The sequence below is a fragment of the Lysinibacillus sp. FSL L8-0126 genome (assembly GCF_038630385.1).
GTDB classification, from domain to species: Bacteria; Bacillota; Bacilli; order Bacillales_A; family Planococcaceae; genus Lysinibacillus; species Lysinibacillus fusiformis_D.
In genome coordinates, this window is the sequence record NZ_CP152028.1 from 1,847,039 (window position 1) to 1,868,761 (window position 21,723).

25 protein-coding genes, 1 pseudogene and 1 other annotated feature (1 of these 27 running past the window's edge) are annotated in these 21,723 nt (G+C 37.9%); of the genes and pseudogenes, 20 read left to right on the forward strand and 6 right to left on the reverse strand.

Going from position 1 to position 21,723, the window contains the following annotated elements:
- Window positions 1-7: 7 nt before the first annotated feature.
- Window positions 8-373, forward strand: coding sequence for a nuclear transport factor 2 family protein (locus MHI34_RS09020; protein WP_036128648.1), 366 nt, complete (start codon window positions 8-10; stop codon window positions 371-373).
- Here the strand turns inward: MHI34_RS09020 and MHI34_RS09025 are convergent.
- Window positions 370-567 (reverse strand): annotated as a pseudogene (locus MHI34_RS09025) (sulfite exporter TauE/SafE family protein); the annotation flags it as partial. The gene MHI34_RS09020 and the pseudogene MHI34_RS09025 sit on opposite strands and share 4 nt — an antisense overlap.
- Before the next feature lie 9 nt (window positions 568-576).
- On the opposite strand from MHI34_RS09025, the gene MHI34_RS09030 reads away from it, so the two are divergent.
- From MHI34_RS09030 to MHI34_RS09080, 11 genes are all read left to right on the forward strand, one after another.
- Window positions 577-1,146, forward strand: a complete 570-nt coding sequence (locus tag MHI34_RS09030; protein WP_342504356.1) for a nucleotidyltransferase family protein — start codon at window positions 577-579, stop codon at window positions 1,144-1,146.
- Between the two features lie 18 nt (window positions 1,147-1,164).
- Window positions 1,165-1,509, forward strand: coding sequence for a DinB family protein (locus tag MHI34_RS09035; protein WP_230593980.1), 345 nt, complete (start codon window positions 1,165-1,167; stop codon window positions 1,507-1,509).
- Window positions 1,510-1,640: 131 nt separating this feature from the next.
- Window positions 1,641-2,471 carry an AraC family transcriptional regulator gene (locus tag MHI34_RS09040; RefSeq protein ID WP_036128644.1) on the forward strand — a complete coding sequence of 277 codons (831 nt, stop codon included), beginning with the start codon at window positions 1,641-1,643 and terminating at the stop codon, window positions 2,469-2,471.
- 203 nt (window positions 2,472-2,674) lie between these two features.
- The gene (locus tag MHI34_RS09045) at window positions 2,675-3,655 is read left to right on the forward strand and encodes an ABC transporter substrate-binding protein (RefSeq protein WP_036128642.1); all 981 of its coding nucleotides are present in this window, start codon (window positions 2,675-2,677) and stop codon (window positions 3,653-3,655) included.
- Window positions 3,656-3,817: 162 nt separating this feature from the next.
- Window positions 3,818-4,825 (forward strand): iron ABC transporter permease, encoded by a 1,008-nt coding sequence (locus tag MHI34_RS09050; protein WP_036128640.1) that lies wholly within the window; start codon window positions 3,818-3,820, stop codon window positions 4,823-4,825.
- The gene (locus tag MHI34_RS09055; protein WP_271911233.1) at window positions 4,818-5,849 is read left to right on the forward strand and encodes an iron ABC transporter permease; all 1,032 of its coding nucleotides are present in this window, start codon (window positions 4,818-4,820) and stop codon (window positions 5,847-5,849) included. The genes MHI34_RS09050 and MHI34_RS09055 overlap by 8 nt, the downstream gene beginning before the upstream one ends.
- Window positions 5,850-5,878: 29 nt before the next feature.
- Complete coding sequence (locus MHI34_RS09060) at window positions 5,879-6,661, forward strand: ABC transporter ATP-binding protein (protein WP_036128674.1); 783 nt, start codon at window positions 5,879-5,881, stop codon at window positions 6,659-6,661.
- Window positions 6,658-7,428: an alpha/beta hydrolase-fold protein gene (locus MHI34_RS09065; protein ID WP_036128638.1), complete on the forward strand. Its 771-nt coding sequence runs from the start codon at window positions 6,658-6,660 to the stop codon at window positions 7,426-7,428. Before MHI34_RS09060 ends, MHI34_RS09065 begins: the two co-directional genes overlap by 4 nt.
- A 117-nt stretch (window positions 7,429-7,545) precedes the next feature.
- Window positions 7,546-9,099: a BCCT family transporter gene (locus MHI34_RS09070; protein WP_058843891.1), complete on the forward strand. Its 1,554-nt coding sequence runs from the start codon at window positions 7,546-7,548 to the stop codon at window positions 9,097-9,099.
- A gap of 367 nt (window positions 9,100-9,466) precedes the next feature.
- On the forward strand, window positions 9,467-10,123 hold the full coding sequence (locus tag MHI34_RS09075) for a hypothetical protein (RefSeq protein ID WP_082673706.1): 657 nt from the start codon (window positions 9,467-9,469) through the stop codon (window positions 10,121-10,123).
- Between the two features lie 79 nt (window positions 10,124-10,202).
- Entirely contained in the window at window positions 10,203-10,715 is a 513-nt protein-coding gene (locus MHI34_RS09080) for a YfiT family bacillithiol transferase (RefSeq protein WP_036128632.1), read from the forward strand.
- An 82-nt stretch (window positions 10,716-10,797) separates the two neighbouring features.
- On the opposite strand, the gene MHI34_RS09085 is transcribed toward MHI34_RS09080, so the two are convergent.
- Complete coding sequence (locus MHI34_RS09085) at window positions 10,798-11,412, reverse strand: exosporium glycoprotein BclB-related protein (RefSeq protein ID WP_058843893.1); 615 nt, start codon at window positions 11,410-11,412, stop codon at window positions 10,798-10,800.
- 167 nt (window positions 11,413-11,579) lie between these two features.
- Window positions 11,580-12,755: a hypothetical protein gene (locus MHI34_RS09090; protein ID WP_342504357.1), complete on the reverse strand. Its 1,176-nt coding sequence runs from the start codon at window positions 12,753-12,755 to the stop codon at window positions 11,580-11,582.
- A 235-nt stretch (window positions 12,756-12,990) separates the two neighbouring features.
- On the opposite strand from MHI34_RS09090, the gene MHI34_RS09095 reads away from it, so the two are divergent.
- The 4 genes from MHI34_RS09095 (at window position 12,991) to MHI34_RS09110 (ending at window position 15,374) form a co-directional block, all read left to right on the forward strand.
- Window positions 12,991-13,629 (forward strand): hypothetical protein, encoded by a 639-nt coding sequence (locus MHI34_RS09095; RefSeq protein WP_036128625.1) that lies wholly within the window; start codon window positions 12,991-12,993, stop codon window positions 13,627-13,629.
- A gap of 152 nt (window positions 13,630-13,781) precedes the next feature.
- Entirely contained in the window at window positions 13,782-14,354 is a 573-nt protein-coding gene (locus MHI34_RS09100; protein WP_036128622.1) for a hypothetical protein, read from the forward strand.
- Entirely contained in the window at window positions 14,347-14,628 is a 282-nt protein-coding gene (locus MHI34_RS09105) for a hypothetical protein (RefSeq protein WP_036128620.1), read from the forward strand. Before MHI34_RS09100 ends, MHI34_RS09105 begins: the two co-directional genes overlap by 8 nt.
- An 8-nt stretch (window positions 14,629-14,636) precedes the next feature.
- A complete protein-coding gene (locus tag MHI34_RS09110) occupies window positions 14,637-15,374 on the forward strand; it encodes a hypothetical protein (RefSeq protein ID WP_342504358.1) in 738 nt (245 codons plus the stop codon).
- Window positions 15,375-15,710: 336 nt separating this feature from the next.
- Here the strand turns inward: MHI34_RS09110 and rpmG are convergent, their stop codons facing one another.
- A complete protein-coding gene (rpmG, locus tag MHI34_RS09115) occupies window positions 15,711-15,860 on the reverse strand; it encodes a 50S ribosomal protein L33 (protein WP_036128616.1) in 150 nt (49 codons plus the stop codon).
- 169 nt (window positions 15,861-16,029) lie between these two features.
- Between rpmG and MHI34_RS09120 the strand changes: the two genes are divergently transcribed.
- A complete protein-coding gene (locus MHI34_RS09120; protein WP_058843896.1) occupies window positions 16,030-17,223 on the forward strand; it encodes a GTP-binding protein in 1,194 nt (397 codons plus the stop codon).
- 19 nt (window positions 17,224-17,242) lie between these two features.
- On the opposite strand, the gene MHI34_RS09125 is transcribed toward MHI34_RS09120, so the two are convergent.
- Together MHI34_RS09125 and MHI34_RS09130 are read right to left on the reverse strand one after the other, a co-directional pair.
- Window positions 17,243-17,785 carry an isoprenylcysteine carboxyl methyltransferase family protein gene (locus MHI34_RS09125; RefSeq protein ID WP_058843897.1) on the reverse strand — a complete coding sequence of 181 codons (543 nt, stop codon included), beginning with the start codon at window positions 17,783-17,785 and terminating at the stop codon, window positions 17,243-17,245.
- Window position 17,786: 1 nt separating this feature from the next.
- On the reverse strand, window positions 17,787-18,869 hold the full coding sequence (locus MHI34_RS09130) for a 3-oxoacyl-[acyl-carrier-protein] synthase III C-terminal domain-containing protein (protein ID WP_036128609.1): 1,083 nt from the start codon (window positions 18,867-18,869) through the stop codon (window positions 17,787-17,789).
- A gap of 402 nt (window positions 18,870-19,271) precedes the next feature.
- Between MHI34_RS09130 and rsgA the strand changes: the two genes are divergently transcribed.
- The 3 genes from rsgA to MHI34_RS09145 are packed head-to-tail and all read left to right on the forward strand — an operon-like array spanning window position 19,272 to window position 21,448.
- Window positions 19,272-20,342 carry a ribosome small subunit-dependent GTPase A gene (gene rsgA, locus MHI34_RS09135; RefSeq protein ID WP_342504359.1) on the forward strand — a complete coding sequence of 357 codons (1,071 nt, stop codon included), beginning with the start codon at window positions 19,272-19,274 and terminating at the stop codon, window positions 20,340-20,342.
- Window positions 20,343-20,359: 17 nt separating this feature from the next.
- Window positions 20,360-20,785 carry a FosM family fosfomycin resistance protein gene (gene fosM, locus MHI34_RS09140; protein WP_342504360.1) on the forward strand — a complete coding sequence of 142 codons (426 nt, stop codon included), beginning with the start codon at window positions 20,360-20,362 and terminating at the stop codon, window positions 20,783-20,785.
- 15 nt (window positions 20,786-20,800) lie between these two features.
- Window positions 20,801-21,448 carry an NIF family HAD-type phosphatase gene (locus tag MHI34_RS09145; RefSeq protein ID WP_058843900.1) on the forward strand — a complete coding sequence of 216 codons (648 nt, stop codon included), beginning with the start codon at window positions 20,801-20,803 and terminating at the stop codon, window positions 21,446-21,448.
- A 96-nt stretch (window positions 21,449-21,544) separates the two neighbouring features.
- Window positions 21,545-21,723 (forward strand) — a binding site (T-box leader); it runs 83 nt beyond the window's last position.

The following is a 21,723-nucleotide window of genomic DNA, read 5'->3' on the forward strand; positions in this document are numbered from 1 at the left end:
AGAAATAATGACACATCAACAGGCATTAGAACGTTATATACAAGCAACAAATACGCATGATTTTAAAGAAGTAAAGGCAATTTTGCATCCACAAGCGGTTTATTGGTTTTCTGATAAAACATGCACAACTATAGAAGAGATTGAGGCATACTTCAAGCATGCATGGCATGTCATTAAAGAAGAGGTTTACTCGGCTAGTAATGTAAAATGGTTAACAATTGATGAAAAGACGGCTACCTGTCTTTATACATATCACTATGAAGGTTATCATAACGAAAAATTTGTATCAGGTAGTGGTAGAGCAACAAATATTTTTACTTGGGTGAACGATGAATGGAAGTTAATTCATGAACATTTGAGTGGTGCCTATTAAATTATTTTCAATGCGACTTGGACAAACAACAATGAAATAATGAGTGTTAGTAGTATTTTAGCTACTTTTAACGGAATATTTGGCAGTGCTAGGAAACCTAACTGGGAGCCAATAAATGCACCTGTACAGCTTCCAAAGATGAGGACACATGTGAGCTGAACAGCCCTTATATAACTGTGGTATATAAATTGGAGGCTAATGAAGTGAGATTACTACAAACGGAGGAAGAACTAAGAAATTTAATAGTAGCAGATGATTGGATGATGAATATTTTATCAACAATCAATACATTGCAACTCCCCGATTGGTGGGTATGTGCTGGGGTCATTCGTTCCATGGTATGGGATTATCTTCATGAAAAAGAAGAAAGAACACCAATTGCTGATATTGATGTGATATATTTTGATAAAATCAATTTAGCAGAAGACATAGAAAAACAGTATGAACAGAAACTTAGAAAGATATCTCCAAATGAGCCGTGGTCTGTGAAAAATCAGGCAAGAATGCATGTGCTAAATGGTAGTAAGCCGTATCAATCTGCTGTCGATGGACTCGCTCATTTTCCTGAAATCCCAACGGCAATTGGGATAAAATTAATAGATGATTCACTAGAAATTGCTGCACCATATGGCATTAGGCATTTAGGAGCTGGCATTGTAGAGCCGACACCATTCTTCCTCGAAAATAAGGATTGTTATACAATTTATCGCCAAAGAATTCTTCAAAAGAAATGGCATGTAAGTTGGCCAAAATTAGAAATTAATCTTCAGTAAAAAAAGGAGGGGAGTCCATTGCAACGAGATAAAATCTATATCATCAAACATGATGAAAGATCAATTGACTGGATAAATGATTTGAGGAGACTATCGGAGAATCAATGGCGTATGGCGATCGAACCTGAAAAATGGTCAGTTGCTGAGGTCATCGGACATCTTCCGTCATGGGATGAATTTGTCTTGAATCATCGACTTCCTTTTCTTTTTACAGAGGAACCTTTACCAACAGGACCTGATGCAGCACAGTTGAATAAGATGGCGGCTAAAAAAAGTCGTGAACAGCCTATGCTTGCAACATTGACAGATTTTATTTTCCACGAGGAGTCGATTACTTCAGGCCATACAACAATTGACAGATGAGCAATGGCAGCAATCGTTTACAATTGGGCAGTCGGAGCTGACAATTGTGGACTATTTTGTAGGATTAATCAATCACGATGTACATCATTTTTCACAGCTTCAGAAAGCTATACAGGTATAGGAGTTTGCCTATGGATATCAAATATTTAATTGATTATTTTGCACATGCTTCTGTAAAATTTACAGATGTGTTTACTAAAAAAATGGAACCTGGTGAAGTTGATAGAGGCAGAACAACAGCACCAGAAAAGTGTGGATTAGTTGTTCCCCTTGCAGGTAGTGCAATCTTTAGCTTTAATGGAACTCCCTATGTGATGGAGCCTGGAATGATTGTCCACGCAGGGCCTCAAATGCCAATCGAAGTGAAAGCGACGGGCCACAAGGGTTGGGAGTATGCAGTCGTTCACTACAGTCTACCAACAGAGGAAGTAGCTCTTTTTCCACTTTCAGAGCAACATTTTTTAATTAATACAGGGTTTAATACGCAAATTATTAGTCATGTTCAGCAATTGATAGAAAGCTATTCCTTTCCGGGGAATATGGCTATATTTAAGTCTAAGACTTTATTTATGAATTTGCTGGAGAATATTCTTTTAGCGGCAAAAATGAAGGTTCTAGATAGTGCCAGTGAGTTAATGGAACAGGCATTACAGTATATACATGAAAATTATGCGGAGCAACTTTCCGTATCAAATATTTCTAAGGAATTTGGTATTGAGCGTCGCCGCTTTGCTTATTTGTTTGAGCAGCATACAGGCATGAATCCGAGCACATATATAACAGAATATCGTATACGACGTGCAAAGGAATTGCTCGAGTATGATGTGATTCCTGTAGCAGAAGTAGCTGAATGTGTCGGATATGTAGATTGTTTTTATTTCAGCCGAGTTTTTAAAAAATGTACGGGCTTGTCACCTTCAGCATACCGAAAGGAAAAAATGGAGGAAGCTAACTATATATAAAAACTGTTTCTTCATAAAAAAGAAGCAGTTTTTTTTTGATGAAATCGGCAAAAATCCATGTCATTTTCGAAATCGTCCATTCACAATCTTTTTTCACTTTGTTAGGATAGTATCCGTAAATGATAATGAGTATCAATTATGTATTGACATACATATGAAAACGATTATCATTATCAATATGAGCTCGTTAGGAGAGAATATCTATGAATAAATATTTTAAAATGTGTGCTCCAGCACTTTTAGCATTATCTTTGGCTGCATGTGGAACAGATAAGGCAGAGGAGTCTACGTCAACTACTAATACAGCAGAAACAAGTGCAACGGAATCACAAACTGAACAATCTAAAACACAGACAATCACGTACTTAGGTGAGAAATATGAGCTTCCAGCAGAAGTGAACAATATTATCGCTGCAAGTCTTGAATCTATGGAAGATGCTGCAATGCTTGGTATTAAGCCAGCCGGTGTACTTGAAGTTGGTGGCAAAATTCCTGCTTATCTAGCATCAGATTTTGAAGGTGCTACACTTGTAGGAAATAAAATGGAGCCAAATGCAGAAGCCATTCTTAATCTGGACCCTGATGTAATCGTGGGTACTTCGAAATTCCCTGAAGAAACGGCTGAAAAGTTGAATAAAATTCAAACAATGATTCCATACTCACATATTTCAACAAACTGGAAGGAAAATTTAACATTGCTTGCACAGTTAGCTGATAAAGAAGATGATGCTAAGAAAATCATCTCAGACTATGAAGCAAAAGTTGCTGATGCACAAGTGAAATCCAAAGAGCAATTAGCAGATAAGCAAGTGTTAATCATTCGTGTTCGCGGTGGCGTAATGTACATCTATCCAGCAGGTGTGTATTTAAACCCTGTACTATATGAAGATTTAGGAGCACCAGTTCCAGAAATTTTAACAACTGCAAAAGCACAAGCTGAATTATCACTTGAAACATTAGCGCAAGTAAACCCAGATGCCATTTTCCTTCAATTTGAGGAATCAGAAAATACGGATTCTCCAAAAGCGTTAGAGGAGTTACAAAAGAATCCAATTTTCACTAGCTTAAAGGCAGCACAAAATAATCAAGTTTTCGTCAACACAATTGAGCCATTAGCACAAGGTGGTACTGCTTGGTCTAAGGTGAAATTTTTAGATGCCGCAGCTGAAAAATTACTTAAATAAGATAAACAGGCTGGTAGTAGATTTGGTGATATCACCGGGCTATTACCAGCCTTTTGTAAGATATCGTATTTTTTCATTGAAGGTAGTTGTTTTCCAAAGGGTATATCACCTGAGTAATCGACATTGTGTTTCGCGAAATGGATAAAGAAAAAGGTGTGAAAGTTGAAAAAAACAAACATCGTGTCATTTTCAATATTAGCGGTATCTCCTTTCCTGATTGTCCTTATAGCACTCGTTTCCGTTCTGTATGGAACTAAAGATATTAGTGCAATGACAGTGTGGCAGTCAATGACAGCATTCGATCCATCTAATGTTGATCATCAAATTATACGGACAGGACGTATTCCTAGAGTAGCCGCTGTATTGCTAGTTGGAGGATTTTTAGCAGTAGCTGGAGCAGTCATGCAGGGGATTACACGAAATTATTTAGCATCTCCTTCGTTAATGGGGGTCAATGATGGCTCTGCATTTGTCATCACATTAGCTATCGTCTTTTTTCCAGGGCTACCAAATTATCAAATGATTTTATTGTCAATGCTAGGCTCTGCATTAGGGGCAGGGATTGTCTTTGGTTTTGGCTCGTTAATTCGCAATGGTCTATCACCAGTAAGGCTAGCCATTATAGGAACGGTCATTGGTACATTTTTAAGTAGTATTGCTACAGCGATTGCTATGTATTTCCAAGTATCACAAACAGTAAGTGCTTGGTATAACACAAAGGTACATATGGTAGATATGGATATGCTCGTCCTTTCTATTCCGTTTGGTTTGACAGGATTAGTCTTGGCTCTATTATCTGCAAAAGCAATTACCATTACTTCACTAGGTGAAGATATTGCCATGGGACTAGGGCAGAAAACAAAAGCAGTGCGTATTATTAGCATGCTAGCTGTAGTATGTTTGACAGGGACAGCAGTAGCCCTAGTAGGAAAAATTGCCTTTGTAGGGTTAGTCATACCACATATTACACGCTTCCTTGTTGGTGTTGATTATCGCTATATTATTCCTTGCGCGGCTGTCATTGGTGCCTTTTTCTTAGCGCTCTGTGACGTTTTAAGTCGTGTTGTCAATTATCCATTTGAAACGCCAATTGGTGTCCTAACAGCATTGGTTGGTGTACCATTCTTCTTATATCTAGTTCGTAAGCACGGAGGTGAAAAACGTGCGTAAAAATACCTCAAGTGTATTCTTTTTGACTATGTCGATGCTTGTTTTACTGATTTTAGTTGCGAGCTATCTACATATTACAAATGGTGTTTTCGATATGTCTGTAATGGATGTTATCAAAACACTATTGCGTATTGAGCCAAATTCTAAATTTGACCTTGTTATTTTTGAATTTCGCTTACCTCGAATCGTCATTGCCGGACTCGTTGGCATTGGCTTAGGAATGGCAGGAGTAGTTTTACAAGGTATTACACGTAATGGACTAGCAGACCCAGGTATTTTAGGGATAAATGCAGGAGCAGGTGCGGCAGTCGTCATATTTATGTTCTTCTTTCAATTAAAGCTAGTGAGTGCAGATATGAGCAGCTGGCTGTCTATTTTAATGATGCCATTGTTCGGTTTTATCGGTGGAACGATTGCGGCTATCCTGATTTTTTCTTTTGCTTTGAAAAATGGTCATCTCGATATGCAACGATTAATATTAACGGGTATAGCCATTAACAGTGGGTTCGGAGCTTTATCCCTGTTCTTATCCTTAAAAATGAGTGCACAAGATTTTGAATCAGCAGCCATTTGGATGGCAGGTTCAATTTATAATGCGAATTGGATTTTTGTACTAACGATGATTCCTTGGCTTGTCATCTTAGGCATTTATGTGCATAGGAAATCGTATTTACTGGATTATTTTCAGCTTGAAGAGGATAGCATCACGAGTTTAGGGATTGCGGTTGAAAAGGAGAAAATGAAGCTTTTATTAGCCAGTGTCGGTCTTGTTAGTGCTTGTGTATCCGTATCAGGAAGTATTGGTTTCATCGGTTTAATGGCACCACATATTGCGAAGCAACTTGTTGGTATTCAGCATCGTTATGTCATGCCCGTGAGTGCGTTAATTGGTGCAGGTTTGTTAATTTTAGCTGATTTTATCGGCAAAACCGTATTTGCACCATCGGAGCTAGCTGTTGGAATTGTTGTTTCAATTATTGGGATTCCATATTTCTTGTATTTACTGGTGAAATCTAAGGCATAGGAGGAAAAGATGTGCAAACTGCATTTAGAATGGAAAACTTGGCTTCTGGTTATGAGCAGGTTCGTGTCTTTGAGGGATTAAATTTAACGATAGAGGAGGGCAAAGTGACAACAATCATTGGCCCGAATGGCTGCGGTAAATCAACCCTCCTTAAGACGATTGGACGTATTTTAAAAAAGCAACAAGGGACGGTTTATTTGCAGGAGCAAAACATGCAAAATTTATCGACGAAAGATATAGCCAAGAAATTAGCCATATTATCTCAAACACCTGTTGCTCCAGGTCAGTTAAAAGTGGAGGAGTTAATTGCGTATGGTCGCTATCCACATCGAAACAACGTCAATCGTTTAACGAATAAGGATGAGGAAATGATTGAGTGGGCGTTAACGGTCACGAATACGATGGAGTATCGCAATCGGGAGCTTGCACAGCTTTCTGGGGGACAGCGTCAGCGTGTATGGCTAGCGATGGCATTAGCACAAGAAACAAATATTTTGTTGTTGGACGAACCTACTACTTATTTAGATATGGCACATCAGTTAGAAGTATTGGATATTGTCAAAAGTTTAAATGAGCAGCACAACTGTACAATTGTGATGGTTCTACATGATATTAACCACGCTGCCAGATATTCAGATCATCTTATTGCGATGCGCAAAGGTGTTATTATGCAATCTGGAACGCCACAGGAAATTTTAAGTGCAGAGGTGATGCGCAAAGTATTTAATATTGATGCTCGCATTATGGAAGATCCTGTAACGAATACACCTGTGTGCTATGGCTATGACATTTTGAAGGAGGACAACAAATGAGTACAGCTAAAATAGAGTATGCTACACAACAAATAACTTCAAAATTGACAGATTATACGTATACGATTAATATCTTTGTACCAAATGAGGAAGCACCAGAAGAAGGTTTTCCAGTGTTGTATGTACTAGATGGCTCATCTTATTTTAATCTTGTAAAGGAAGCCGTGCGTCTACAAAGTCGTAATGCACCGAAAACAGGAGTTCAACCAGCCATTGTTGTGGGCATTGAACATGGTGATGATATGCGTGAAAGAAGGTTTTACGATTTTACAGCGCCAGCAGAGACGTATATCTATCCCGCACGATTTAAAGGAAAAGGTCATGAAAAGCTTGGAGGAGCAGTAGATTTTAGCCGCTTTATAGAGGAAGAGTTAAAGCCAATAATTGAGGCTCATTATCCAGTAAATAAAACTCAGCAAGCATTATTTGGTCACTCCTTAGGCGGTTATTTTACGCTTTGGCAACTATTTCACCATCAATCTAGCTTCCAACGCTATCTAGCTATTAGCCCTTCTATTTGGTGGAATGAGCACGAATTAGTACAATGTGCGTCAGTATTTTTGAACGAGCATCAAGATATGAATGAAACATTGTTTATTAGCGCAGGTGAACTTGAAACCTTTATGGTGGATGATGCACGACAAATGGCAACGGTGTTAGAAAAAATAATGGAAGTTGATTTTTATGAGGCCTTAGATGAAAATCATGCCTCTATCGTACCAACTGTTATGAGTAGAGCAATTCGTTTTATGCAGAAAACACAATAATAGGTAGACCGCATTGTCTTTTGATAATGCGGTTTCTTTTTTCATTAATAAAATACTTGAATTGTACGCATAATAAAGGAAATTTGGTCATCTGTCTGGGATAAATGGAGGCGCTGTATGCAAAATAAAATTTTAAAGAACCCAGTATTTCTTATTTCTAGTGGGGCAATTTTACTCTTAGTCATTATCGGAGCAACGATACCGGAAAAATTTAAGAACGTAGCAAACAGCGTATTTCATATGACAACGGATTATTTTGGTTGGTTTTATTTAATGGCAGTCTTTATTATCGTTATTTTTCTATTTGGCTTGGCGATTAGCAAATATGGCACCATTCGCTTAGGATCTGAAGATGGTCGTCCAGAATTTAGTTTTCTAACATGGATTTCCATGCTCTTTTCAGCTGGACTAGGTGTCGGACTGGTTTTTTGGGGCGTGGCTGAGCCTATGAGTCATTACTTTTCACCACCCTTTAGTGACACAGAACCTCTTTCAACGGATGCAGCCAGATTGGCAATGGGTTATTCCTTCTTTCATTGGGGATTAAGCCAGTGGTCTGTTTATGCCATATTGGGGCTTGTTATGGCCTATGTTCAATTCAATAAAAAAAGAAATATGCTCATCTCTACCGCTTTAGAGCCTATAACGGGAACAAATCGAGTCGTTAAAGGAACGATCGATATTCTTGCGGTCATTGCTACAGTTATGGGGGTAGCCACATCCATAGGGCTTGGCGTGCTACAAACGAACGGAGGTTTGACTTTCGTCTTTGGTTTGCCGGATACATTTATCTTGCAAGTAGCCATTATTCTTATCATGTTTATTGGCTATATGTTGTCTGCAACGACAGGACTTCAAAAGGGCATGAAGATTCTGAGTAATGTCAATATGACCTTAGCGATTGTCTTACTGTTATTCGTTTTTATTACAGGTCCAACGATTTTCATACTTGAGACGTTTACATTAGCGATAGGTGATTACATTTCTAACTTTATTCAATACAGTTTAAGAATGCAGCCATATGTTGGGGGAACTTGGGTGAAGGATTGGACAATCTTTTACTGGGCATGGGCAATCGCTTGGTCACCCTTTGTTGGCTCCTTTATTGCTCGTGTATCCAAGGGGAGAACCATTCGAGAATTCATTATAGGGGTATTAATTATTCCGCCTATTATTGCTTGCTTTTGGATTGCCACATTCGGTGGAACAGCTATGTGGTTTGATTTACATCAAGATGCAGAAATCGCTCAATCTGTTCATAATGATGTAACTGTTGCCCTATTCCAGTTGTTAGAACACTTGCCAGTTTCAACGCTTGCCTCTGTAATTGGAATACTGTTAATCGTTATATTTTTAATTACCTCTGCCGATTCCGCCACATTCATTATGGCAAGTATGACAACAAAAGGTTCTTTAAATCCGACAATATTATCGAAGCTAGTATGGGGTATTTTAATGGCTGCAATTTCAGGTGTTTTATTGTACACAGGAGGGCTTGAAGCATTGCAAACCGCCTCGTTAATTGCCGCATTGCCCTTTACCGTGATTTTACTGTTACTCATGTTTTCATACATTAAAATGATGAAGGATGAAGTTATTCCTCTGAAGAAAAAGGACATTCAACGTTTAAAAATAGCAAGAAAGCATATTGAAAAGGAAACAAAAAAATAAAGAAAAAAATTAAAGCAGTAAACCGTATTCGTGCATAATACGGTTTCTTTTTGTTTAAATATATGAAGAAAGGTGATTGAAGAGTTGTTGAGCTATGAAGGTAATTTTAGCAGAGTTAAAGGATGCACCAATGAATATATAAGTTGATGCTACAGGCTTTGCAAGAGTACGAAAAAGCTCTAGTACACTGAGTGCAACGACAGAGTCAATTGAATATGCACTAATATAATCAAAAAAAGAATTTAGTGTAAAGTATGTATAAGTGTTCTACGAAATATTGAATTATACTGCTCGTTGGGTAATGTTGTAACGAATGAAGAAATGGGAGAGCAGCTAGCTATAGCTGCAATGGAAAGAGGGGGGACAATTGATGAAAAAACTTGGCTGCTTGCATGCTCATCATTCAAATATAGAGTACATAGAGCAAGCTTTTCAAAGTGAGGAAGATTTAGAGCTGCTTCATTTTGTAGATCCTGGCGTTTTACAGCATGTGTCGAAAGGTAGTGATGGTGTAGCATATAAGGTTAAGGAGCAAATAGAATGGATTATTAGCTGTGATGTGGATGCGATGTTAATAACGTGTACAAATTATATTGCTTTATTAGAGAATGAGGCTGTGTTCAATGCCTCGATACCCATTATAAAGATTGACGAGCCTTTTTTTGAAAGCATATGTAATGTGCAACAGCCTCAAATTATTCTTTTTACAAATCCTGCGACAGTAGAAGGAACGATGGCAAGACTTCACCAATATGCTAGGCAGCATGGGAAATCAGTAAATGTTGAGGCAAAAATCATCAAGGGGACATTTGATCTCATTATGCAAGGGAAAAAGAAAGCTTATAATGATGCTATTTCACAAGCTCTACATAAGTTAATGAGTGAGCAAAAGGCCATCTCCGTAGCTCAGCTCTCAATGATGGATGCGGCAAGACAATTTGAAGAGCAGACCGCTCAAACAATTATTCATCCACTAAGGGCTTTGGTTGAGGTCGTAAAGAAGCAAATGGAAGTAACGTTATAAAACAATTTCTATTTTAATAGGCAATACTGTTAATGGTACCATGGAAAAGTAAGAGAATAGAAACGGAGGAGATAGCACTATGACAGATCTACGATACCCTATTGGACAATTTCAATTCCCAAAAGAAATGACTCCACAGCGAGTACAGGAATGGATTGTAGACATTCGTTTATTACCAAAACAACTGGCGGAAGCATTAAGTGGTGCAAGCGAGCATGCATTGGCTAAATCCTATCGTGAAAATGGCTGGACAGTTACACAGCTAGTCCATCATATTGCCGATAGTCATATGAATAGCTATATCCGTTTTAAGCTAGCGCTAACAGAGGATGTCCCAACCATTAAGCCATATAATGAAGCGGAATGGGCACAATTACCAGATTCTGAAATGCCAGTAGCAACTTCTTTTAATTTAATTGAAAATTTACATGAACGTTGGGTTTATTTACTGACAAGCTTAACGGAGGAACAATTACAAAGAGCCTTTCATCATCCTGATTCAGGGCTAACAACATTGGAACATGCAATTGGTCTCTATGCATGGCACGGTAAGCATCATTTGGCTCATATTCAGCATGCTTTGACGAACTAAAGAATAGTATTTTGTGAAAGAAATAAGTGATTTCCTAGTTACTGGAAATCACTTATTTGCTTGCTTAACTTTATAGTATATTTTATACGATAGTAATGCCTGCACTAGCGTTACCAGTAAGAGTTGCAATTACTCCTGTCGAAGTAGCGGAGAACACCATTAATAAACGGTCACCTGCAGATACTGGTACTGGAGTAACATTTGCTGTACCACTTGCTAGAGTACCTAGAACTACTGTTGAAAGAGCTGGTGCTAAGTCAACAAATGCTGTTGTAGGAGTGAAGACATTGCTTCCTGCTACCGCGTGATAAACTTGTGCTCTAACTGTTGCCGAGCCTATTATAGTTACACCAATAGTTGCAGAGAATGTAGCTGAAATAGATGTAATGGAACCTGCTCTAGAAACAGAAAAAGCTTCTGTTCCAACTAATGCTGATAAATCGATATTAGTACCTGCAAGGGATACGCCTGGAATAGATGTACCGAATCCCACAAGGCTTACTGTATCCACTAAACCTGTAGCAAGTGATACTAGTATAACCGGAACTGTTCCAGAAGCGAATGGGATGAGTGAGCCTGTTGCTACTGGTGGAGTAATACATGCTGCATCAATCGCTACAAAAGGTCCAAGTGCACTACATTCACCATTTCCATGACCGTTACCTGAACAGCCACACATTGAGTTATTAAAACACATTTTTACACCCCCTTTCTTCATTATTCTATTCAGTTCAGATTGGGGGTTAAGGGCAATTATCTTCTAAACCTACAAATTCGATGAATTCTTAAAAGACAGTTTTTATTGGAAACAAAAAGACATCCACTATGTGTGTAAATACATAGTGGATGTAAAAAATAAATAAGTTAACTCCATCTTTTAAAGAAATCGAAAAATGAGTTCTTTCCCTTCTTATTTTCTTCAATCGGCTTATTTACAGATTCAGGATGCGTATTCTCCTCTTCAAGGGACGAATGAACCTCATAAGCTGCTCCGGTTTGATACACTTCAACAAACTCCTCTGTTTCTAAAGAAGGAGAATGATAAATGTCAACAGGGTCAGCTATTGTTTCTGAAATGACTTGGTCGAGAGGTTCGCTAACTATTGCTGTAATATCTTGACTAACAGGCTCGCTAGGCAATTCCGAAATAACTTGTTCAAACGATTCTTTAGATATTTGGGAAAACTCAAGATTGTTATCCTCTTTTTCAGAATGCATAACCTCGCTAGGATCGTCTACTATTTCCGTTCCAATGCTAACCGATTCATGAACAATAGAAGAATTATTCTCGATGTTTTCATCACTTGAAGTAGGCTGTACAGCAGATGGGTCATAAATACGTACTGGAACTTCCTTTGCATCCGTGGCATTTTTAAAATGGAAGGTGGATTCAACTGTCGTGTTTCTGTATAAACCATTGTATATTTGGCTTGGGTGCGTATTAATTGATTGAAAATATTGTTGATTAAAATGTCGCTCTTCAGGCTTAGTTGCCTGTAGATCATTGCCAGGAGAAGGAGCGCTATTATTTACATTTAGTTGGTGGTTTGTAGCTTTACCTGCCAAACTTTGCAGTAGTCTATAAGAGGGCTGTGCTGATGTAATCGTCGTTTGATCTGTTGTCTGAGCCATTCTAGGTTGTCTAGGTAAAAGAGTAGCCGAAGTTTGAGAAGGCAATTCAATGGAGGAAGGAATGGTTGTTGTATCATTTTCTTCAACTGTTAATAATTTGTTTAAAACCGCTAAAATCTCTTGATTCATCCCTTCAATGGTTTGATTCAAAGATTCAATCTGTGTTGAAAGAAGCTTTATTTGGTCATCATAGCCTTTTATATACGAATTTTGTTTACTATCTAATGTCTCTGTGATCCCTTCTAAATGGGCCATTTGTGTTTTCAGTCCATCAAACTCCTGCTGCATATAAAGGAAATCTTCAATTGACGTTCCCATCTTTAATGAAGTTAACGATTCTCTGTAGGTTTCAATTTTTTGCTTTAATTTTTCAATTTCTTGAGTGGTATACAATTTTGACTCTTCCATTGTAGTTCACCCCTTTCAGTCCATTATTAGTTTATTAAAAATATTGACTTTCTGTTACAAATATACCGGTCCTTTCAACATTTTAGTCTTCCTATAAAGAAGAAAGTGTGTGAAAAAATGATCCTTTGCTGATTTTAACAAATATCATAAGGAACTATTTGTTAGCCCATGCACTTATAGCTGAAAAACATATGCTACAAACGAAAGATAAAAATTTTATGGAGGTGTCAAAAGGATGCAAGAGCATATGCCATCCCAGGCGCAGGAACTAATTTGTATAAATGTCGATAAGGTATATGACTGGATTGTAAAAGAAATGTCATTTGATATTTCTCCTACTGGAGCAATTACATTCCCAGGCGTAACACCAACGACTGACTTAACTGGTGCAATTGTTACATGTAGAGTAATTCCAGCTGCTACAAACCCAATTGTGATCCTGAACCGTGAGAATCGTCAATTCTCTATTGATGGATCAACTGTTTGTCTGCAACATTTAAATATTCAAAAGAACTTCATTCTAACGATTGTCGTTACTTTACCTAATGGTACTGTTTTCACAAGTGCTGAAATTCCAGTTTCTCGCTGTGAGCAAGTGACATTATGTGCTCCTAAAGGTACAGATGTTGAAATCTTATACACAGATTTAGATTGCTTCGTATGTACAACTGGAACACTTGCAGCTGGAACAGGTACAATTACGTTTTCTGCGTTAACAATTACTGTTGCCGTTTGTCAAAGCATTCAGTCTACATTCCCAGTTACTGTGGAATTCTTAGCAACTTTCTGCGAACCAAGAGCAGACTTACCATTCTCATGTCCAACTGCAGTTCGTCCACAACAGTGCCCTATTATTTTCCCAACTTTAGGTTAACGGTGCTAACAAATAGAGGAAAGTCATATCATGAAGAGAGGATAATCCTCTCTTTTTTTTATTTTAAGTCAGCGGATGTCGCAGATTTCCAAAATAATCTGGATACCATTACGCCTAGGCACAATTGATGGAAAATAGTAAGGAGGTACGGAGTGAAAAATCGTGTAGAAGACAAGATACAGGAATTAAAAGAACAAACAAACGCTTATGTTTATGAAATTAAACAGCTGGTCGAGGGGCTGACCATTCCAAACAGAGTCAACCTCATTAGTTATTTTACAACCTCGTTCAATATTTCTTATGACCCTGAACAAGAAAGTTTATGTTTAGGCTCCTATCATATTCACAATATCGGTAGTACAGCCATTACAAACCCCTATCTGTGTATAACATTACCGAAGGAATCGCCATTTTACTTTTCTGGGAGATATGTTCATGAAAATTTTACGCCAAATTTTAAGACACAGGGACAGAGCAACTGGGAACGTTTTAACGATAAATTAAGCAAAGAGGAGTACTGGCTGAAACCCGTAGGAAAATCAATAATCGAACCGAATGAAACCATTTCATTTACTAATTTTCAAATAAAATGGTCACATAATTTACCATATTCAGGCACTATTATGGGTTTTACATATTGCGATCAGCTTACAGATGGTATTGTCGTTTTAAATCCGATTAATCTCAATGGAATGGGCCAAACACAGGAGGAAGACAATGAGTGAAAATGAAAAACAAGAGTTTGGTAGTGTGCTCCATCAATTATTGAAGGAGCAACTAAGTCGCCGTAATGAACAGGATAATAGCTTTGCATTTCTTGAAAAAAGTACATTACATTTATTAATCGCCTCTCTTGTCTTAGGCGAAAAGAGTGATGCTGAACAATCACAACATCCACAACAAGAAGCGGAGTGGATAAAGCAGTTGGATGAAATACTAGAGGAAAGTAGAATGCAGTTTGAAGAGGTGGTTGATTTACTAAAAAGGTATTCTGGCTAGGGGGTGTGATGATGGACAATGATATTGTAAAAAACAATGATCCAATACAGCTCCAACAAATGATTATTTTTTTAAGGGCCGAATTAGCCAAGTATAAAAATGAAGTGAAAAGGCTTAGAGATAGTGATTATTATGCTTTAGTTCTGCGGCTCGAACGAGAAAATATACAATTAACAAGACTAAGAAAAGATCTTTCGATGGAGCTATTAAAGTTGAAAAGAGACTTTGACAAAGAGCTTCAAGCCTACGATGAAGAAATTCAAAAACGAGAAGGACAAAGAAAAAAACAAATTGCATCCATAGAAGTATTATTAAAGGAAGTTGCCGAATTGCGAGCTGAAAATAAGTCATTGAAGAACAGTGTTCAAGTCTCACATAAAGCTTCGATTGAGACAAATGATAAAGCTATTATTGAAGGTCTAGATAAAAAAATAAGCGACTATACAACAGTAACAGGTAAACAAATGAAGCATATTATAGAGGCGCTAGAAACATATCATAGGGATAAAGTAGAAGCGGACAGCCTTCAACAGCAACTATTAAGAGAGTTGGAGATGAAAAATTTAGAAATTGAAAGATTAACCCATGAATTAGTTGAATTCAAAAATCAAACTGATGGTAGTAGCTCATCGATAAAGCAACAAGTCCAGATAGATGAACAAATAAATTTCAGATTAAGGGTGCTCGATGAATTAGATCAAAAATTGAACGAGCTAGCTTTAGAAATCAATAGAAAGCAAGTATAGCTGAAAATTTTATAATGACTGTTTCAAAATGTATACCTTTGAAACAGTCATTTTTTAGTTGCTCGATTGGAAGGGATGTTGGAGGTGCTACGTTTGATGGAAGGGAAAGCTGCTTGAGCTCCGCTCGAGAAGAGCTAAACTTCGTTCTCAAAATAGAGTAGGTCGCTCAAAGGTTTGCCAACAGCGCTCTCAAAGTGTGGAAACTGGTGTTAAAGAAAGCCCCATCTGCTCCAAGATTAGATAACCTCGCACATACGATGTTGCCCCTGCTCCAACAATAGAGAAATCCACTCAATAAATGCATCAGCACTACTCCAAATTTATCCCATTGCAAAATTATTTTGTTTCTCTATGGACTGTTACGCGTTTCAGGCGAGGGGAGTATTTTTTAAGCTCCAATCTTTCTGGGTGATTGCGTTTATTTTTAGTCGTTATATAGTTTTTATCACCTGTTTCAGTGCAGGCTAGTGTTATTTGAACACGCATGTATGACCCTCTTTTTAAATAGTAATCGTTACGATTTAAACGATATATTTCTCACCGAATATTGTCAAGTTTATTTTTGTAAGTAATAAAAAGCTTTGCATTTTCCAATATTGTATGATTTAATTACAAATTGTAAATAGTAATGATTACGATTTAAGGAGTTGTAATAATGACAAAGAGAATTCCCGTTACAGTATTGAGTGGTTATTTAGGTTCTGGTAAAACAACTATGATGAATCATGTATTGCAAAACAACAAGGATTTACGTGTCGCGGTTATTGTGAATGATATGAGTGAAATTAATATTGATGCGGAGCTGATTGCTAATGGCAGCGGTATATCGCGTACAGAGGAAAAATTTGTAGAGCTATCCAATGGCTGTATTTGTTGTACATTAAGAGAGGATTTATTGCAGGAGGTGGAACGTCTTGCGAAGCTTGGCAATATTGATTATATTTTGATTGAATCGACGGGGATTAGTGAGCCAATTCCAGTTGCACAAACATTTAGTTATTTAGATGAGGAGCTTGGCATCGATTTAACGAAGTTTTGCCAATTAGATACAATGGTTACTGTCGTGGATGCACATCGCTTTTGGCATGATTTTCAGTCGGGAGAAAGCTTATTAGAACGTAAGGAAGCGGTTGGTGAATTAGATGAACGTGATGTTGCGGATCTGCTCATTGATCAAATTGAATTTTGTGACGTCCTGGTCTTAAATAAGTGTGATTTAGTATCGGCAGAGGAGCTTGAACGGTTAGAACGTATTTTGCGTGCATTGCAACCAGAAGCGAAACTTATTCGTACAACAAACGGTGTGATTGATCCAGCAGATATTTTAAATACAGGTCGCTTTGACTTTGAACGGGTTTCAGAGTCGGCTGGTTGGCTAAAGGAATTAGAGCTTGGTCATGAAAATCATACACCAGAGACAGAGGAGTATGGGATATCTTCATTCACCTATAAAAGCAAAAGACCCTTCCATCCGATGCGTTTTGTTGAGTGGTGTGATCAAATGCCAGAATCGATTGTACGAGCAAAGGGAATTGTTTGGAGTGCAAGACATCAGGATGTTGCACTATTATTATCTCAGGCTGGGTCATCTGCAAAAATTGAACCTGTTTCTTATTGGATAGCAGCCCTACCTAAAGCACAGCAGCAGGATGTATTTCAGCAAAGTCCTGAAGTATTGGAGGATTGGGATGAGGAATTTGGAGATCGAATGACACAGCTTGTTATTATTGGGATTGATTTAAATCGAGAAGATATAATCAAACAATTGGACAGCTGTTTATTAACGGATGAAGAGTTCCATAATCCTTGGGAGCGTCTACAGGACCCATTCAACTGGGAATGGCATTAAGAAGAAAAGAAGATTTCGGTTAAGACTCCGAAATCTTCTTTTGAAATACACGATTATAATTAGTAGCATCTCGTAATGCTTTTTCTTCTATAGGAATTCGTACAGAAAGCATTGTAATATTTAATAATGTAAAACAAAATGCTGTAAAGTAAGCCTGAAACATGAGAGGTAGTAAAAGGATTTCCAAACAAACTACCGCATAATTGGGATGACGCATATATTCATATGGCCCTTTACGGACAACTTGAGCATCAGGTAATATAAGAATTTTTGTATTCCAAAAGGAGCCCAAAGAGCGAATACACCAAATCCTTAAGGCTTGCACAGCTATAAATAATATAAAAAATAATGGGAATAAGGGCGAGATACCATTGTTATTAGTGACGATTTCTACAATTAAAAACAGAAAAAAACTAACATGCATTGTGACCATATAGGGATAATGAGAGGCACCTACTTCATAGGCCCCTTGTGAAAACATCCATTTCTCATTGCGTTTGGCAATGACAACCTCTGTCAGTCTTTGTAGAATGACAATAGTTAAAATAAGATAGAAGATCATGTTACTCCCTCCAGTTTAATAATACAGCTTCTGCACAAAAACCAGGGCCAAGAGCGACGAGTAAACCTGTATCCTCCACTTGTCCTTCATGTAACATAAATTGCTCTAATACATATAACACAGTTGGTGATGACATATTGCCATGTTGGCGCAATATTTCCCGAGAAATGTCGGTTTTTTGGGGAGACAAATAAAGTGTATCTTCATAAGCTTTTAAAACCTTTTTTCCTCCAGGATGAGCGATGAAATGAGTAAGTTGCTCACTATACAGTCCTTGTTCCATTAAAAATTTTTCAATGAATGGTCCGAGCCAATTAGTAATAATGGCAGGAATACTTTTTTGAAAAATAACATGAAGTCCATTGTTTTTTACATTCCAACCCATCACATTTTCTGAATCTGGCATCCATTTAGAGCCTGTTGCCAAAATAGAAGGTGTTGTTTTTTTTGTATCGATGGTTAAATCGTCTCCGCAAACGAGAATACAAGCAGCACCATCTGCAAAAAGAGAAGCACCGATTAAATTACTTTTAGAAAAATCATTTGGCTGAAAAGTGAGGCTACATAACTCGACACAAACGACAAGCACCTTCGCATGTGGATGGGCTTTACAAAAATCAAAGGCTCTACTTACACCTGCTGCTCCGCCAGCACATCCTAACCCCCATAGTGGAATACGTTTCAGTCGATCTGAAAAGGGAAGTTTATTCATCACACGCGCATCAATGCTTGGTGTTGAAATGCCAGTACTACTGACAAAAATGATAGCATCAATCTCTTCGGGAGAAATGGGTGAAGATAAAAAAGCATCATTTTCTAAACATGCCTGGATGACGTTCACGCTGTATTGTGTAGCTAATTCAATATATAAATCATTGCGTTCCTCAAAGGAGTGATTCGTACGATGCCATTCTGATGGAACACAAAAATGGCGGGTGTCGATGCCACCATTTTCAAAAACCTTTAAGTAGCGCTCTAGTTTTGGGATTTTTGCATAGAAAAGCTCTTTCGTTAGTTCCTCTGCATTTGATTGCTGTAATGTGTAAGGTGGTTGATGTGTGCTAATAGAAATGATTTTAGGCAATTCAACATCTCCTCGCATTTAGTGGTCTTGTTCATTCTATGCGTCAAGGATTAGAATAAATGCTTATAAGATTATAATTGACAATTTCTGAAAATTTAGCTATATTGATAACAACTAAATGGAAAGAAGGTGATGTGACATGATGAATAGATCTATTTTTAGCGAACTGCAATTCGGTTTGTTCCATTTCACACGCCTAAAATATACAAAGTGACGCCGTGCTATAACTCGGGGTATTTGTGTATCTTTTAAACGTGCCTGTGAAACCTTGTAACTGCCGAATTGCAGCTACAAGGTTTTTTTCGTGGTTCAAAAAATGCTGAATGACGATAGAGTCTCTGGCGGATATTACAGACATTGCGCTGAGGCGTCAAGGATATGTACGTTTAGGAGGAAAATAAATTGAATTTAACAACAGTAGGTTTTACAACGTATTTTGAAGAGCAAATGATGGAAATGAAAAAACAGCCTAAATTGAAGAATTGTGTGCCTGCAAGGGTTACATTAGAGCATAAGCATTCTTACCGAGTGTTAGCCGAAGAGGGCGAATGGCTTGCGACAATTGCTGGTCATTATGCGTATACGTCTTTAGCTCGGGAGGACTATCCAGCAGTTGGTGATTGGGTGCTAGTAGAGAAAATGCCTGGTGAGGAACGAGCAATTATTCATCAGCTATTCCAACGAAAATCTGTATTTTCACGTAAAGTTGCAGGAACTGAAATTCAAGAACAGATTGTCGCATCAAATGTCGATATCGTGTTACTTGTTATGAGCTTGAACGCTGATTTTAATATTCGACGTTTGGAGAGATATTTAGTAGCTGCCTGGGATTCAGGGGCAAGGCCAGTGATTGTCCTGACGAAGGCAGATTTATGTGAGGATACTGCAAGCTTGGTACAAGAAGTTGAGTCTGTAGCATTTGGTGTAGATATTTTTGTGACGAGTGCTTTATCGGGCGAAGGCTTAATGGAAATTAAGACATTGTTCACGGAGGGAGTGACAGGGGCATTGCTAGGCTCTTCAGGGGCAGGGAAGTCGACCTTAACAAATGCTTTGTGTGGGGAGATGCTGATGAAGGTTGCTGGTATTCGTGAGGAAGATGCTAAGGGTCGTCATACAACTACTCATCGAGAGTTAGTCATATTACCAGATGGGGGCTGTTTAATCGATACACCAGGGATGCGTGAGCTTCAATTATGGGATCAAGGTGATAGTTTAGCTTCAAGCTTTCAAGATATTGAGGAACTAGCAACAGCTTGTCGTTATCGTGATTGTACTCATCAAAAAGAGCCTTATTGTGCTGTCCAGCAAGCTATTGTTGATGGAGAGTTGGATCAATATCGCCTCCAAAGCTACTTTAAGCTCCAAAGAGAATTAGCTTATATGGAACGCAAAACCAATGCACAGGCGAAACTTGAGGAGCAACGTAAATGGAAGCAGATTTCTAAAGGAATAAAAAAAGGTAAAAAATAAGCATTAGGAGCTTAGTTATGACCATTCAACATATTAATCATTTACTATTTTCTGTATCCAATTTAGAGGAATCCACCGCATTCTATGAAAATGTTTTCGATGCTAAATTGCTAGTAAAGGGGAAAAGCACAGCCTATTTTGATGTAAATGGGCTGTGGCTCGCCCTGAATGTAGAGAGGGATATACCACGGAATGAAATCCATCATTCCTATACCCACATCGCCTTTACTATTTGTGAGGATGACTATAATAAAATGTATGATAAATTGCTACAATTAAAGGTCAATATTTTAACAGGGCGTCAAAGAGATGAGAAGGACAAAAAATCGATTTACTTTACAGACCCAGATGGTCATAAATTTGAATTTCATACAGGAACTTTGCAAGATCGTTTGGCTTATTATAAGCAGGAAAAGCCTCACATGACGTTTTTTGATAATTAATCAGGGAGTGATTCTATGAATAAAGCTTTTATTTTTGATATGGATGGCACGTTATTTCAAACAAATCTTATATTAGAGCCTGCGCTCGACGCAACATTTGATGTGCTACGGACAAGTGGCTTGTGGCAAGGAGAAACACCGATAGAAAAATACAGAGAAATAATGGGCGTTCCTTTACCTGTTGTGTGGGAAACATTATGTCCTATGCATACAATAGAGATACGTGAAGAGAGCAATGTTTTATTCCATGTAAAGCTGATTGAGCAAATACGCAATCATCAGGGAGCTTTATATCCATATGCTGAACAAACTCTTGCAGCATTATCAGAGAATTATCCGTTATACATAGCGAGTAATGGACAGGTTGACTATTTACAGGCGATTGTTGAAACCTATCAATTAGAGCGTTTTATAAAGGGAATCTACAGCATTCAATCTATTGTAAGTGGGCATAAATCAGATCTAGTAAAACGAGTTGTAGAAGAAAATGAAATCCAGAACGGGGTAGTGGTGGGAGATCGTTCGTCGGATATTCAGGCTGCACATGACAATCAACTACAGTCGATAGGCGTTCGTTTTGGCTTTGCACAGGATAACGAATTGCAAAAGGCAGACATTATAATAGATGATTTAACAGCGTTATTAAACATCACATTCAATTAATTGCTTAAATTTTAATCTTTATCGAAAAATAGAGTTGATTTAACGACAATCATTGCATTTCATCACTAGAAAGCGTAAAATAGTGCCAATCCTATAGGAAAAGCATTGAAAAGGAAAAGTAAATTGGAGCAGCATTTTGTAGAGAGCCTCTGTTGGTGGAAATGAGGTAAATGAACCCTTTTGAAAATGACCTTTGAGCTTCGTACCGAAAGCTTTTTAGCAAGTAGATTACGACGAGATGGGCACTCGTTACAACAGCGGCAGTATCTCTCATT